Genomic DNA, 15,568 nt, shown 5'->3' on the forward strand with positions numbered 1-15,568 from the left:
CTGGAAGAAGGATTAAGACAAATAGCATAAAAGGAATAAGAATATAGGACAGGGACTGTCCGAATTAACGCCTGTGGAGATAGTAGGTTACGAGGTCTGCGAAGCAGGAAGCCCATTGGCTTTAGACAATGGGTAGTTCACTCAGCAACAAACCATGTTATCGGAAAAGGAAATCTGATTGCAGAAATCCAGCAGAATTCGAATGTGATTTATTGTGTTTATGATTATGGACGCGTGGGAAAAGATGGTAAGAAGCGAGCTCAGCATAACAAGAAAGCATTTGCGGTTGAGACAATAAAGTCAGAGAAGATAAAATTAGGATGTTTCTATGTCGTATAGGATGAGGTGCGTGTTAATGGAAATGTAAGACCGTATGATTACCTTGATATGCTTGAGAGAGTCAGTATACTTCTGTTTCATGGGGAAAATATTATTACCTTAAGAGAGTATTGTTATTCAATCCGTTCCTGGCAGACAGAACTTCCATGTGGGCTGATTGATTCGGGAGAGACACCGGATCAGGCAGCAGTTCGTAAATTAAAAGAAGAGACAGGATATGATAAATGAATTCCATTCAGAAAATAGAAAGTCTCCCGGAGCAGATATGGCAGGAAGGTATGCAGTTTCTGGGAGATTTTTTAGAGTTTCAGAGTTCGTTTATTTTGTGGAATAAAACGACAAAGCAAAAAAGGTGAAAAACTCATGAGAGAAGATAAAAACGAGACAAGATGGGACAAACTATTACATATTCGAACAATGGGGCGGGATGATTCCCACTCTGATGAACATAGATTTCCTTATGAACCGACACCGTATTGTGTGTTGGAGCGGCTGGCAAATTCCGGTTGTATCCGCAAAGGAAATACAGTGATTGACTATGGCTGTGGAAAAGGTCGTGTGGACTTTTTTCTGGCATATCAGACCAGATGTAATTCCATAGGTGTCGAGTATGATGAACGGATTTTTGGACGAGCCATGGAAAACAAAGCGGATTCGGTAGTTTCAGATCGTGTGGATTTTGTGCAGGCAAATGCTGAAACATTTAAAGTGCCGGAAACTGTAGACCGATGTTACTTTTTTAATCCATTTTCGTTGGAACTTCTGAAGCGCGTAGTGGGTCGCATTCTTGATTCTTATTATGCAAATCTGCGTGAGATGCAACTGTTTTTTTATTATCCGACAGATGAATACATTTCTTATATGATGACAGTGGATGAGTTGATGTTTGTAGATGAAATTGATTGCAAAGATTTGTTTCCGGGGAATGATCCGCGGGAGAAAATTGTGATTTTTGAGCTGAAGAAATAATTCAAGCCGAACACATGTGAGAGTTGAAAAGTCTGTTTAAGAAAACTTTAATGCAGACATACATCAAAAGCTCCCCGCATAGATTGTAAAAAAGCAAACTATGTGGGGAGTTTTCGTGAAAGGTTATATCGAGGAACGGGCAATGGAAATTGCACGATATATCATAGACAACAATGCAACGGTGCGTCAGGCGGCAAAAAAGTATGGAATTAGTAAGTCGACGGTACATAAAGACATCACCGAACGCCTCAGACAGATCAGTCCGGCTCTTGCTGTAAAGACAAGAGTGGTTCTGGATGTTAACAAATCGGAGCGTCACATTCGTGGGGGAATGGCGACGAGAGAAAAATATCTTCATCAACATCATATCTGATTTAAGATGAAATGCATCAAAGCAAATGGAAAAATGTGCTTTGGTGCATTTTTGTTGCGTTAGTATCTCTGATTTTACAACCTTTGTAAATCATGTTAGAATAAAAAGAAAATTAGAATTCGTCGAAGGAAAAGAGAAATCTATGAGTGCAGAGATATGGTCTGGAATATATCCAAATATGAAAAACAAGGATACAGTGAATTTGGGAAAAGGGAATAAGGCAATGGATGCATGGAACATGCATTTATCTGAGATACGACATTGCCCGGAAAATTTGTCCTCAGAGTTTCTGTGGCAGGTCTTATGCGAACTGGAACAGACATATTTTTGTACGGTAAAGGGAATACCGTTTACCTATATTATAAAAGGGCATGAGATGTTTGTGAATCGCAAAGAAAAGTCGATCACGCAGGCGACAATCCTGCTATCCGCCAGACGCGTCCTGGAGAAACAGGCAGAGGGTGTGGTGGTCAGCGGGCCAAAGAAAATCGGAACGTTTGGGGCAAGTTATCTCTATCCAGTTTTCTGTCAGATTGGATTGATTACAGAGAAGATGAATGAAAGCGAGGAAATGTAATATTATGAATAAAATAGATGCACAGTCATGGAAGGCTGATATGCCGGATTTTAGGGAAAAAACAAAAGCGTTTTACAATGGTGAGATGAGCAAAGGAGATTACAAGGGCTATTCCGGACGATATGGAAGCTATGCTCAGAAAGATGGGAAAGCAAGTATGCTGCGTCTGCGTATGCCGGCTGGTCGTGTGACGAAGGAAAAACTGGCATTTATCGCAGAAGCAATTCGCAAGTACAATGTGAAAAAAGCACATTTTACTACTTGTGAGACAATCCAGCTTCATGATCTGCAGCAGGAGGAACTGTGCCGGATTATGGAAGATGCACTGGATGTTGGAATTGTGACTATGGGTGGCGGTGGAGATTTTCCACGAAATGTGATGTGTTCTCCGTTGTCCGGTGTGGAAGCGGATGAGTATTTTGATGTGCGTCCATGGGCAGAAGCAGCTGGAGAATATTTGATGACATTTATTAATGCAGAAAAAATGCCGCGTAAATTAAAGGTATGTTTTTCTAATTCTCCGAAAAATATTCCACATGCAACGTACCGTGATCTTGGTTTTGTGGCAACAAAAGAAGGGAAGTTTGATGTGTACAGTGCCGGTGGTCTTGGCAATCATGCGAGATTTGGTGTAAAGGTAGCAGAAGCAGTGGAACCGGAAATGATCTTGTATTACATCAAGGCAATGTGGCTGACTTTCCGGGCGTATGGAAATTATGAGAATCGTGGAAAAGCAAGAACCCGTTATATGCAGGAAATCTGTGGGGGTGCAGAAAATTATGTGAAAGCATATCAGAAAAAACTGGAGGAGGTGCTGGCTTCCGGAGAAGATCTGAAAATTTGTGTGAAAACTGAACCTGTGATGAAAAAAGGCGATGGTGTCCGAATTTCCGGCGCGCGTATTTTACCACAGAAGCAAAGCGAGGCTCTGTATACGGTTATCTGGCATCCGATCGGTGGTCAGCCGAACGTAGAAGAACTGTGTGCGCTCTCTGATGTGATTCGGAATATGGAGGATGTGGAGATCCGTCTTGCGCCGGATGAAACAGCATATATTATCAATCTGACCGGAACTGAAGTTGAAAAAGTGCTGAAAGCAACACCGGACAGTGCAGAGACTGTTTTTGAGACAAGTGTCAGCTGTATTGGTGCATCCATTTGTCAGGTGGGTCTGCGTGATTCCCAGGCATTACTGCATGCGTGCGTGGAAGCTGTTCGTAAAGCAGAGATTCCGAATGGTGCGCTGCCGCAGATACATATTTCCGGCTGCCCGTCTTCCTGTGGTACACATCAGACCGGTGTGATCGGTTTTCGGGGAGCAGTGAAGCGTGTGGATGATCAGATGAAAAATGCGTTTGTGCTGTTCGCCAATGGTGAGGAACGTCAGGGCGAGGAACGGATGGGTCGTGAGATCGGAACTATGGAAGAAGCGGTGATACCACAGTTTTTGGTAGAACTGGGACAGACGGTGGCTGCTTCCGGCATGGATTATAAAAAATGGGCTGAGAAGAATCCACAAGGGATTGATGCAGTTGCAGCAAATTATTTATAAGATATGACCGAAACCGGAACTTGTATTCAGGTGATTTGCTATAAGTCTATAAGAGACCGGAAGGGGAAGAATCAGAAGAACAGCAGGGGGATGAAGGAGGAGTAAGTGTTGGAACGTCGGGATAAAATTAATTATTATCTGGATCTGGCAGAGATTGTCGGGCAGAGAGGAACCTGTCTGCGTCGACATTATGGCGCAGTTATTGTGAAAAATGATGAAGTAATTTCTACTGGTTATGTAGGTGCACCAAGAGGCAGAAAGAATTGTTCTGATCTGGGTATCTGTATCCGGCAGAAAATGAATGTACCAAGAGGTGAACGCTATGAACTTTGCCGCAGTGTGCATGCAGAGGCGAATGCCATCATCAGTGCTTCCAGAGGAAAAATGATCGGAAGTACGTTATATCTGGTTGGAAAAGAAGTGGATACGGGGGAATATGTCAAAAATTCCAACAGTTGTTCCATGTGCAAGCGTATGATCATTAATGCCGGTATTGACCGGGTGTATATCCGGGATTCTAAGGATGAATACCGGATGATCCATGTGCAGCAGTGGATTGATGATGATGAATCTCTGGCAGGAAGCTTTGGATATTGATTAGAAACAGACAGAAGTAAAATAAGAACAGACAAAAAGAAAAACAAGGCAGGTAAACGAAAGAAATGATACAGGATATCGCACCATTGCATTTATACAATGAGTGGCATAATGTACAGCCGGAAAAGGATGACTGGGTGATCTGTATGCAGGAACGGAAAATATTGGTGCGTGGCGTACAGAATGCCATTTGTTTTCCACGATATGCGGAAATAAAATCGCAGGTACAGAACGGAGATCGTTTTGTATATCTGTTTGCTGTTGGGGAGGAGCGTTTTTTCCTCTATCAGCAGCATCAGTACAAAGACCGGGAAGAATTGAATCTGATGCATCTTTGTCGGTCTGTTGAAAATCAGAGAAAAAATTCTGCAACGGAGCAGACATTGCTTTCGGAAGAAGAAATTGTATTTCATTATGAAACTACGCGATACCTGCGCGGGGCGGCTCCGCAGCATATGTGCTATGCAGGACTTGTAGGTGCCCAGCTGGCAGGATGGTATGCGGCACATCGGTTTTGTGGTGGCTGCGGAACCCGGATGATCCCGGATGGGCGGGAACGGATGATGCGTTGTCCGGTCTGTGGTCAGATGGAATATCCAAAGATCTGCCCCTGTGTGATCGTGGGTGTAATGCATGAGGGAAAGATTCTGGTGAGCTGGTATAAGAACGGTTTTCGAGATCATTATGCGTTGATCGCAGGTTTTGCAGAAATCGGTGAAACCATTGAGGAAACTGTTGCCCGGGAAGTATATGAAGAGACGCATCTGCATGTGAAAAATCTGAGATACTACAAAAGTCAGCCGTGGCCTTATTCCGAGAGTCTGCTGTTTGGATTTTTCTGTGAGCTGGATGGAGCGGATGATATTATTATTCAGGAAGATGAGCTGGCCATGGCGAAATGGGTGACACCGGAAGAAATTTTTGAAATCCCGGATAATTTTGCATTGACGAATGAGATGATATGCAAATTTAAGCAGGATATGATTGAGTATGGACATCTCTGCCTGTGAGGAGAGATGGCAGGAAAGTCTTCTATCGCACACTTACGCGAAGAAAATTATCCAAAGCACAGCTTTCTTGCACGCACCGAACACGATTGCGAAGCAATCATTTCTTCTCGTGCGAATGTCCGCTTTACAAAATAAGCGATAAAAGGTAAGCAATAGAATAACAGGAGTATAGAAAGCAATATGATAAAACAGGAGAATGTGGCAATTGTAACACTGAAAAAAGGAGAAGGGCGCACGATTAAAGCAGGCGGAGCCTGGGTTTTTAATAATGAGATCGAAACGATCACAGGACGTTTTCATAATGGTGATCTTGTGATCGTACATGATTTTGATGGTTATCCGATGGGAAAAGGGTATATCAACCAGAATTCCAAAATTCGTGTGCGCCTTTTGACGAGGCATGTAAATCAGGAAATTGATGAGTCATTTTTTCAGATGCGTCTGCAGAATGCATGGAATTATCGAAAGGATACGGTGGATACTTCTTCCTGCCGTCTGGTATTTGGTGAAGCAGATTTTTTGCCGGGAATTGTTATTGACAAATACGAAGATGTGCTTGTCATGGAATGTCTGACTCTTGGGATGGAGCGTTATAAAGAACAGTTGGCTAATCTGATGAAGCAGATTTTGCAGAAAGATGGCATTCAGATTCGAGGTGTTTATGAGCGTAGTGATGCGAAGGAGCGGGAAAAAGAAGGTCTGAGCAGGGTAAAAGGTTTCATTGGAGCAGAATTTGATACAAACGTGGAAATTACGGAAAATGGCGTTCGTTATATGGTGGATGTAGTGAATGGCCAGAAAACCGGATTTTTCCTGGATCAGAAATACAATCGTCTGGCGATTCAGAAATTGTGTAAGGGCAAACGTGTGTTGGACTGCTTTACTCATATGGGAACTTTTGCATTGAATGCCGGAATAGCGGGAGCCAGTGAAGTGACCGGTTTGGATATTTCTGAATTTGCGGTGGAACAGGCGACAGAAAATGCAAAACGTAACAGTCTGAGTGATACGGTAACATTCCGTGCGGCAAATGTACTGGATGAACTTCCGAAACTGGCTGCAGCCGGAGAAAAATACGATGTGGTTATTCTGGATCCACCGGCATTTACAAAATCTCGTCAGGCAACAAAAAATGCGATCAAGGGCTACCGTGAGATTAACATGAAAGGGCTGAAGCTTGTGAAGGACGGCGGTTATCTGGCAACCTGTTCCTGTTCTCATTTTATGACACAGGAATTATTGGCAAAGACCATCCGTGAGGCGGCGCGTGCTACGCATAAGAGACTGCGTCAGGTGGAATTTCGGACACAGGCGGCAGATCATCCGATTCTGTGGGCAGCAGAGGAATCTTATTATTTGAAATTCTTCATTTTTCAGGTTGTTGATGAAAAATAGTAGAGAAAAAAGCCTGCAAAGCCTTGTATTTACTGGGGTTGAGGCACTTTTAGACACTGATATATAAAGTGACAAAAATGGTGTAAATTATCGCAAAATGGTGTAGTTTGATATCAAAATGGTGTAGTAAATGGTGTAGTGGAGACACTGATTTTATGCAGAAAAAGATAGTGCTCAGTTTAGATATTTTGTTATTTCAATAAAAAAATCCGCTGGTTTAAGCGCGGTGAGATAAGAAAACAAGCAAAAGCCCTTAAATCATCGCGTTTATGGACAGCGGGCAAACAGGTTACAAGTGAATAACCAAGCAAAAGGGACGTTATCGAGAGATAGCGTCCCTTTCTGCATACCACGCCACAGCTTGAAATAAGTTGTGGCGTTTTTTTATGCTCGCAGGAAAGGAGGCGCAGCCGGAATGTATTTCACAGAGGGCAAGCAGCGGGCGTTTGAACTGCTCATGCAGCAGAAGCCGGGATTTGACCGCTATCAATCCGGCTGTGCCGGAGGTGATGAAGATTGCGGCACTTGCCGTTTCTACCGCCCACAATGGAAATATGAGTTTTGCGTTTTCAAAGAGTGTCCCTACTGCCCCGGCAAGAGGACGCGGAAAACGCCCGCCAGCATGGACAAATAGACGGGTAAAAAGCCTTACGCCATGCGGCTTTGCAGACGCGAAAACGGCAAAGGGCATATTGCAATACCAAAACAGCCGAAAACGGCTTTCTAATATTCCACGCAGACCAAGAGAGGAAGTGATGAAAATGGCAGTTTTCAGAGTGGAACGCAATACGGGATATACCGTTATGAGCAACCACCACTTGCGAAACAAGGAACTCACCTTAAAGGCAAAAGGCTTGCTTTCGCAAATGTTGTCCTTGCCGGAGGATTGGGATTATACCCTTGCGGGCTTATCCCATATCAACCGGGAAAAGATCGACGCAATCCGCGAAGCGGTAAAGGAACTCGAAAAAGCCGGGTATATCGTCCGCAGCCGGGAGCGCGACGAGAAAGGACGCTTGCGGGGCGCGGATTATGTCATATATGAGCAGCCGCAGCCGCGAGAGCCGGAAGCAGCTACCAGCGGCGAACAGCCGCCTATATCGGATTTACCTACATTGGAAAATCCAACATTGGATAATCCAACGTTGGAAAAACCTACGTTGGAAAATCCAACGCAATTAAATAAAGATATATCAAGTAAAGAACAATCAATTACTGATTTATCAAGTACCCATTCCATTCCTTTCCATTCCCTAAATCCCTTGCCCTTTGCACAGGGCGAAGCGGCTACGCCGCCGGAAAGGAAAAGAACGGAAGCGAAAAGCAATAGCGCAGTAGAGGTTTACAGGGAAATTATCAAGGACAATATCGAATACGACCATCTCATTCAAAACTGCAAAATCGACGCAGACCGCCTAAATGAGATTGTTGACCTCATGCTGGAAACCGTCTGCACAGCCCGAAAGACAATCCGTATCGCCGGGGACGACTACCCCGCCGAACTTGTCAAATCAAAGTTTATGAAGCTGAACAGCAGCCACGTTGAGTTTGTTTTGGACTGCATGAGGGAGAACACAACCAAAATCCGCAACATCAAGCAGTATCTTAAAGCGGTGCTGTTCAACGCGCCGAGTACCATTGACAGCTACTATACCGCCCTTGTCAATCACGACTTTTACGGCAGCAAATGAGCATAGCCGCAGTTTACCGGGAAAGGAGTTGATACCTTGCAGGAGGAAGTAACCCAAAAAACGATTGCCCTATCCGTCAACGTGGGAAAAGGCGCGGCAAGGCTTACCGAACAGGCGTTGCAGAAAGCAATCCAAAAGTTTTTGGAGCAGAAAAGCAAAGCCCCGCATGGGAAACAGACCATGCGGCAGCTTATGAAGCAAAATGCGGGTGTTTCCAACATCGAGATCACCGACAGCAATATCAAAGCCTTTGAGAGTACCGCGAAGAAGTACAACATAGATTTTTCTTTGAAAAAGGTTAAGGGCGAACAGACCCGTTACCTTGTGTTTTTCAAAGGCAGGGACGCGGACGTTATGACCGCAGCGTTTCAAGAGTTTTCCGCAAAGAAGCTGATTAGGGATAAAAAGCCCTCTATCCGCAAAGCCCTTGCCGCAGCAAAGGACAAGGCGAAGCAGCTTAACGCCGCCCGCGACAAGGTAAAGAAAATAGACAGGGGGCGCGAGATATGAAGCAGATAAACTACAAAAAGCTGATAATCCCGAATATCCCCTATGTGTTCTTTGTCTATCTCTTTGATAAGGTGGGACAGGCGGTGCGGCTTGCCCCCGGCGCGGATATTTCCGAAAAGATACTCAATATCACACAGGGATTTTCCGAAGCGTTTTCAAATGCCTTGCCGAGCGTTCACCCGCTGGATTTGCTTATCGGCATTGTCGGTGCGGTGGTTATCCGTCTGATTGTCTATGTCAAAGGGAAAAACGCGAAGAAATACCGCAAGGGCGCAGAATACGGCAGCGCACGTTGGGGCAACGCCGAAGATATAAAGCCCTATATCGACCCGGATTTTCAGAACAACATCATTTTGACGCAGACCGAACGGCTTACCATGAACAGCCGCCCGAAGCAGCCGAAATACGCGAGAAATAAAAACGTCGTGGTGATCGGCGGCAGCGGCAGCGGAAAAACAAGGTTTTTCGTAAAGCCTAATTTAATGCAACTTCATTCTTCCTATGTCTTGACAGACCCGAAAGGCACCGTCCTAATCGAGTGCGGAAAGCTGCTGCAACGGGCAGGCTACCGCATTAAGGTACTGAATACGATAAACTTTCGGAAAAGTATGCACTATAACCCGTTTGTCTATATCCGCAGCGAAAAGGACGTGTTAAAGGTTGTCAATACCCTTATTGTCAATACCAAAGGCGAGGGAGAAAAAAGCGCGGAAGATTTTTGGGTGAAAGCCGAGAGGTTATTATATTGCGCGTTGATCGGCTACATTTGGTATGAAGCCCCCGCCGAGGAAATGAACTTTACAACGCTGCTTGAACTTATCAATGCAAGCGAAGCACGCGAGGACGACGAGGAATACCAAAGCCCCGTTGATCTGCTCTTTGCCGATTTGGAAGAACGCAGCCCCGACCATTTCGCGGTGAAGCAATATAAAAAATACAAATTGGCGGCGGGCAAAACGGCAAAGTCAATCCTTATTTCTTGCGGTGCGCGTCTTGCCCCTTTTGATATAGAGGAACTCCGGGAACTCATGTCCTATGATGAATTGGAACTTGATACATTGGGCGACAGGAAAACCGCGCTTTTCCTCATAATGAGCGATACCGACGACACCTTTAATTTTGTTATCGCTATTTTGCAATCGCAGCTTTTCAATTTGCTTTGTGATAAAGCGGACGACGAATACAACGGCAAATTGCCTGTTCATGTCCGCTTTTTGCTTGATGAGTTTGCGAACATCGGACAGATACCCCGATTTGATAAACTGATTGCCACAATCCGCAGCAGGGAAATGTCCGCTTCTATCATTCTGCAATCGCAGAGCCAGCTAAAAGCCATTTACAAGGACGCGGCAGAAATCATACTTGATAATGCCGACAGCACCTTGTTTTTGGGAGGACGTGGGAAAAATGCAAAGGATATTTCGGATAACTTGGGACGGGAAACAATCGACAGTTTCAACACTTCCGAAAATCGCGGCACGCAGGTTTCTCATGGACTTACTTATCAAAAATTAGGAAAGGAGTTGATGACACAGGACGAAATAGCAGTTATGGACGGTGGGAAATGTATTTTGCAGCTACGCGGTGTACGTCCCTTTTTAAGCGACAAATACGATATAACGAAACACCCAAACTACAAATACCTTTCCGACTTCGACAAGAAAAACGCTTTTGACGTGGAACGGTATATGTCTACCCGTCCGGCAATCGTAAAGCCCGATGAAGCCTTTGACATATACGAAATAGATTTGTCCGACGAGGACACAGCCGCCGAGGAATAACGGCGGCATTTTCATTTTCCATAACATTTTTTGAGCCGCACAGCGGCAGAAAGCGAGGTTTCTATGGAGTTTTTCAACAGCGCAGTTGACGTATTGCAGACTTTGGTTATCGCGCTTGGCGCAGGACTTGGCATTTGGGGCGGCATTAACCTCATGGAGGGGTATGGCAACGACAACCCAGGTGCAAAAAGCCAGGGCATGAAGCAGTTGATGGCGGGCGGCGGCGTCGCTTTGATTGGCCTTACCCTTGTACCGCTGCTCTCCGGCCTGTTCGGATAATGCCGCAACCTAACACTACCCGCCGCGCCCTCTCGGAAACGGGAGGGCGCGGGAAAGGAGGGATTAGCTTTTGATATGGCAGATGATTGAAGATTGGTTCCGGGGCATATTGACAGACGGGATTTTATCAAACCTTTCCGGGCTGTTTGACAGCGTAAACACAGAGGTTGGCGAAATCGCGTCGCAAGTCGGCACGACCCCCGCCGGGTGGAATGCGGGCATATTCAATATGATACGCAGCCTTTCGGAAAACGTCATTGTGCCGATTGCGGGCGTTATCATTACCTTTGTCATGTGCTACGAACTAATCCAACTTGTAATTGAGAAAAACAATCTGCACGATCTCGACACTTGGATTTTCTTCAAGTGGATTTTCAAAACCTTTGTCGCGGTGCTGCTGGTAACAAATACTTGGAACATCGTCATGGGTGTTTTCGACGTTACGCAGAGCGTCGTCAACGACAGCGCGGGCGTTATCCTATCCGACACAAGCATAGATATTGCAACCGTTATCACCGACATAGAAACAAAGCTGGACGCTATGAGCGTGGGCGGTCTTTTGGGGTTATGGTTTCAATCCCTCTTTGTAGGGCTTACCATGAAAGCCCTGTCAATCTGCATTATGCTTGTGGTGTATGGGCGCATGATTGAAATATATCTTGTAACGAGCGTTGCCCCTATCCCGATGGCAACAATGGTAAATCACGAATGGGGCAGCATGGGACAGAATTATTTGAAATCCTTGCTTGCCCTCGGTTTCCAAGCGTTTTTAATCCTTGTGTGTGTCGGCATTTATGCGGTGTTGATACAGACAATCGCAGCGACCGACGACATATCCGGCGCGATCTGGTCTTGCATGGGCTATACCGTCCTCTTGTGCTTCACACTTTTCAAGACGGGAAGCCTTGCAAAATCCGTATTCAGCGCGCATTAAAGGAGGTGGACTATGGCGTATGTAACCGTCCCAAAGGACTTAACAAAAATCAAAAGCAAGGTAATGTTTAACCTTACGAAACGACAGCTAATTTGTTTCAGCGCGGCGGTGGCTATCGGCTTACCGCTATTCTTTTTGACAAAGGACAGCGCGGGAACGACAACGGCGGCTTTGTGCATGGTGCTTGCCATGCTGCCTATGTTCCTACTCGCCATGTATGAGAAGAACGGGCAACCGCTGGAAGTGATTATACGGCAATTTGTGGAAGTGAAGTTTCTTCGCCCCAAAGAGCGACCTTATCAGACCAACAATTTTTATGCCGCCCTTGCGCGGCAAGAGCAATTAGATAAGGAGGTACGGGCGATTGTCAAAGGAAAAGAAAAACACCCAAAACGAAAAGCGTAAACTTTCCCGACAGGAAAGAAAACAGATAGATACCCTTATCAGACAGGCAAAGGGCGACGGGAAGCCCCATACGGCGCAGGACAGCATACCGTTTGAGCGAATGTATAAGGACGGGATTTGCCGCCTTGCAAACGGGCGGTATTCCAAGTGCATTGAGTTTGAGGACATCAACTATCAGCTTGCGCAGCCGGACGACAAGACCGCCATTTTTGAAGCCCTTTGCGATATGTATAACTCTTTTGACGCTTCGATTGGCGTGCAGCTTTCCTTAATCAGCCGCCATGCGAACAAGGAAGATTTTAAGAGCAGTATCACGATTGCCCCGCAAAATGATGACTTTGACAGTATCAGAGCCGAGTACACCGAAATGCTGCAAACGCAGCTTGAACGCGGCAACAACGGGCTTATCAAGACCAAGTTTCTCACCTTTACCATTGAAGCAAAAGATATTAAATCGGCGCGGGCGCGGCTTGCTCGTATCGAAACGGACACCCTCAACCATTTTAAGGTGATCGGCGCGGCGGCGCGGGTATTGGACGGGAAGCAGCGGCTTGAAGTGCTGCATGGGCTTTTCCACCCGGACGGAGAACGCTTCAATTTTGCGTGGGAATGGCTACCCGTAAGCGGCCTTTCCGTCAAAGACTTTATTGCCCCGTCCTCTTTCCGTTTTGGCGACGGGCGAATGTTTCAAATGGGCGGGAAGTTTGGCGCGGTTTCCTTTTTGCAGATTGCCGCGCCGGAACTTTCAGACCGTATGCTTGCCGACTTCATGGAAGCGGAAAACGGGATTGTCGTCAATCTGCACATTCAGAGTATCGACCACAACGAAGCGATCAAGACCATCAAGCGGAAAATCACCGACCTTGACCGCATGAAAATCGAGGAACAGAAAAAGGCAATCCGCAGCGGCTACGATATGGATATAATCCCGTCCGACCTTGCCACCTACGGCGGCGAAGCGAAAAACCTTTTGCGGGATTTGCAAAGCCGGAACGAGCGAATGTTTTTGCTTACGCTGTTAGTTTTGAATATGGCAGACACAAAGCAGAAATTGGACAACGATGTATTCAGTGCCGCAAGTATCGCGCAGAAATACAACTGTATGCTCACCCGCCTTGACTACCGGCAGGAACAGGGGCTTATGTCCTCTATCCCGTTGGGCGAAAACCTAATCCAAATCCAGCGGGGCTTGACGACTTCCAGCACCGCTATTTTCGTCCCCTTTACGGTGCAAGAGCTGTTCCAAAGCGGCGAAGCGTTGTATTACGGCTTAAACGCCCTTTCCAACAATATGATTCTGTGCGACAGAAAACGGCTGAAAAACCCAAACGGCCTTATCCTCGGCACACCGGGCAGCGGCAAGAGTTTTTCGGCAAAGCGCGAGATCACCAACGCTTTTCTCATTACCGCAGATGATATTATCATTTGCGACCCGGAAGCGGAATATTACCCCCTTGTGGAACGGCTGAAAGGACAGGTTATCAAGGTTTCGCAGAACAGCACGCAGTACATTAACCCGATGGACATAAACCTCAATTACAGCGAGGGCGACACGCCCATAGCCTTAAAGAGCGATTTTATCCTTTCCTTTTGCGAACTCATTATGGGCGGCAAAAACGGGCTGGAAGCGGTTGAAAAGACCTTGATTGACCGCGCCGTTATCAGCGTGTACCGCAGCTACCTTGCAGACCCGAAGCCGGAGAATATGCCGATTTTGGGCGACCTCTACAATGAAATCAAGAAGCAGCCGGAAAAGGAAGCGCAGCGTATCGCGTCGGCATTGGAACTCTATGTAAACGGCAGCTTGAATGTGTTTAACCATAGGACAAACGTTGATATTCATAACCGCCTTGTCTGCTTTGACATTAAAGAACTCGGCACCCAGCTACGAAAACTCGGTATGCTCATTGTCCAAGACCAAGTTTGGAACAGAGTTACCATAAACCGCAGCGAGGGCAAGGCGACGCGGTACTATATCGACGAGTTTCATTTGCTGCTCAAAGAGGAACAGACCGCAGCGTACAGCGTTGAGATTTGGAAGCGTTTTAGAAAGTGGGGCGGTATTCCGACAGGTATCACCCAAAACGTGAAAGATTTGTTGTCGTCCCGCGAGGTGGAGAACATCTTTGAAAACTCGGATTTTGTGTATATGCTCAACCAAGCACAGGGCGACAGGGAAATCCTTGCAAAGCAGCTTAACATTTCGCAGCAGCAAATGACCTATGTAACCCATTCCGACGCGGGCGAGGGGCTTATTTTCTACGGCAACGTGATTTTGCCCTTTATTGACCGTTTCCCGCAGGATACGGAACTGTACCGCGTCATGACGACCAAACCCGGCGAGGTGTCGGCATGAGGATAGAAACGGACAAAATCTATTGCGGCGACAGCTTGCAGGTGCTTCAAACCTTGCCGGAAAACGCAGTTGATTGTTGCGTAACGTCCCCGCCCTACTATGCCTTGCGGGACTACGGCGCAGACGGGCAGATCGGGCGGGAAGCGACGCCGGAAGAATACGTTTCCCGCATTACGGCGGTTTTCCATGAGGTAAAGCGGGTGCTTACGCCGGAGGGTACTTGTTGGCTGAATATCGCGGACACTTATTGCGGCACAGGCAGCAAAGCCGGCCACCAAGACCCCAAATATCCCAAAGGCAGGAACGGGCAGCAAGTGGCGGTCAACCACCGCGCCCCCGGCTGCAAGCCGAAAGACTTAATCGGTATTCCGTGGCTTGTCGCCCTTGCCTTGCGGGGCGACGGTTGGTATTTGCGCAGTTCTATTATCTGGTACAAAACAAACCCTATGCCGGAAAGCTGCAAAGACCGTCCGGCACGCTGCTATGAGTATGTGTTTCTGCTCACCAAGACGAAGAAATATTACTACGATTGGCAAGCAGTAGCCGAGCCGATAGCCCCCGCAACGGCGGAGCGGCTGAAAAGCGGCGTTGGCAAAGGTAACAAATATGCCGTTACTGTTCCGGGGCAGAACCAGCCGCAGAAAATCAACCGCCCCCGCGAAAAGGGCGCATACGCCGACGAGATGATTTCCCCCGTCCGCAGCCGCCGCAACGTTTGGCAGATCAACAATGTCGCGTATCATGGCGGGCATTTCGCGGCATACCCGCCCAAACTTGCGGAAACGTGCATTTTGGCGGGC

Annotated in this window: 17 protein-coding genes and 1 pseudogene; all 18 read left to right on the plus strand. The window is 46.6% G+C overall.

The features are described from left to right. Positions 1-135: 135 nt before the first annotated feature. Positions 136-288 (plus strand): annotated as a pseudogene (locus HMPREF0373_RS17410) (mannose-6-phosphate isomerase); the annotation flags it as partial. Between the two features lie 57 nt (positions 289-345). Then, on the plus strand, positions 346-567 hold the full coding sequence (locus HMPREF0373_RS14060; RefSeq protein ID WP_022035011.1) for an NUDIX domain-containing protein: 222 nt from the start codon (positions 346-348) through the stop codon (positions 565-567). Between the two features lie 135 nt (positions 568-702). Continuing rightward, the gene (locus HMPREF0373_RS14065; RefSeq protein ID WP_021740443.1) at positions 703-1,308 is read left to right on the plus strand and encodes an SAM-dependent methyltransferase; all 606 of its coding nucleotides are present in this window, start codon (positions 703-705) and stop codon (positions 1,306-1,308) included. A 115-nt stretch (positions 1,309-1,423) separates the two neighbouring features. Further along, on the plus strand, positions 1,424-1,681 hold the full coding sequence (spoIIID, locus tag HMPREF0373_RS14070; RefSeq protein WP_022035013.1) for a sporulation transcriptional regulator SpoIIID: 258 nt from the start codon (positions 1,424-1,426) through the stop codon (positions 1,679-1,681). 142 nt (positions 1,682-1,823) lie between these two features. Next, complete coding sequence (locus HMPREF0373_RS14075; RefSeq protein WP_022035014.1) at positions 1,824-2,258, plus strand: hypothetical protein; 435 nt, start codon at positions 1,824-1,826, stop codon at positions 2,256-2,258. 4 nt (positions 2,259-2,262) lie between these two features. Beyond that, positions 2,263-3,810: a nitrite/sulfite reductase gene (locus HMPREF0373_RS14080; protein WP_022035015.1), complete on the plus strand. Its 1,548-nt coding sequence runs from the start codon at positions 2,263-2,265 to the stop codon at positions 3,808-3,810. Positions 3,811-3,918: 108 nt separating this feature from the next. Further along, on the plus strand, positions 3,919-4,407 hold the full coding sequence (locus HMPREF0373_RS14085) for a deoxycytidylate deaminase (RefSeq protein ID WP_044964699.1): 489 nt from the start codon (positions 3,919-3,921) through the stop codon (positions 4,405-4,407). Between the two features lie 65 nt (positions 4,408-4,472). Continuing rightward, complete coding sequence (gene nudC, locus HMPREF0373_RS14090) at positions 4,473-5,417, plus strand: NAD(+) diphosphatase (RefSeq protein WP_021740448.1); 945 nt, start codon at positions 4,473-4,475, stop codon at positions 5,415-5,417. 180 nt (positions 5,418-5,597) lie between these two features. Beyond that, positions 5,598-6,812 (plus strand): class I SAM-dependent rRNA methyltransferase, encoded by a 1,215-nt coding sequence (locus HMPREF0373_RS14095; protein ID WP_021740450.1) that lies wholly within the window; start codon positions 5,598-5,600, stop codon positions 6,810-6,812. Between the two features lie 415 nt (positions 6,813-7,227). Continuing rightward, a complete protein-coding gene (locus HMPREF0373_RS14100) occupies positions 7,228-7,446 on the plus strand; it encodes a hypothetical protein (protein ID WP_044964702.1) in 219 nt (72 codons plus the stop codon). Positions 7,447-7,540: 94 nt separating this feature from the next. After that, positions 7,541-8,503: a DUF6017 domain-containing protein gene (locus HMPREF0373_RS14105; protein WP_457851866.1), complete on the plus strand. Its 963-nt coding sequence runs from the start codon at positions 7,541-7,543 to the stop codon at positions 8,501-8,503. A 36-nt stretch (positions 8,504-8,539) separates the two neighbouring features. After that, complete coding sequence (locus tag HMPREF0373_RS14110) at positions 8,540-9,013, plus strand: PcfB family protein (protein ID WP_021427512.1); 474 nt, start codon at positions 8,540-8,542, stop codon at positions 9,011-9,013. Then, the gene (locus HMPREF0373_RS14115; protein WP_021393625.1) at positions 9,010-10,794 is read left to right on the plus strand and encodes a VirD4-like conjugal transfer protein, CD1115 family; all 1,785 of its coding nucleotides are present in this window, start codon (positions 9,010-9,012) and stop codon (positions 10,792-10,794) included. The genes HMPREF0373_RS14110 and HMPREF0373_RS14115 overlap by 4 nt, the downstream gene beginning before the upstream one ends. 63 nt (positions 10,795-10,857) lie before the next feature. Then, the gene (locus HMPREF0373_RS14120; protein WP_021740453.1) at positions 10,858-11,073 is read left to right on the plus strand and encodes a Maff2 family mobile element protein; all 216 of its coding nucleotides are present in this window, start codon (positions 10,858-10,860) and stop codon (positions 11,071-11,073) included. A 70-nt stretch (positions 11,074-11,143) separates the two neighbouring features. Beyond that, entirely contained in the window at positions 11,144-12,007 is an 864-nt protein-coding gene (locus HMPREF0373_RS14125) for a VirB6/TrbL-like conjugal transfer protein, CD1112 family (RefSeq protein WP_242831218.1), read from the plus strand. A gap of 12 nt (positions 12,008-12,019) precedes the next feature. Continuing rightward, positions 12,020-12,412 (plus strand): PrgI family protein, encoded by a 393-nt coding sequence (locus HMPREF0373_RS14130; protein WP_021740455.1) that lies wholly within the window; start codon positions 12,020-12,022, stop codon positions 12,410-12,412. After that, a complete protein-coding gene (locus HMPREF0373_RS14135; RefSeq protein WP_021427513.1) occupies positions 12,372-14,768 on the plus strand; it encodes a VirB4-like conjugal transfer ATPase, CD1110 family in 2,397 nt (798 codons plus the stop codon). Before HMPREF0373_RS14130 ends, HMPREF0373_RS14135 begins: the two co-directional genes overlap by 41 nt. Further along, the coding region (locus HMPREF0373_RS14140) for a DNA-methyltransferase (protein ID WP_021740456.1) at positions 14,765-15,568 on the plus strand (804 nt) is incomplete at its 3' end. The genes HMPREF0373_RS14135 and HMPREF0373_RS14140, both read left to right, overlap by 4 nt.

This window comes from Eubacterium ramulus ATCC 29099 (assembly GCF_000469345.1).
GTDB classification, from domain to species: Bacteria; Bacillota; Clostridia; order Lachnospirales; family Lachnospiraceae; genus Eubacterium_I; species Eubacterium_I ramulus.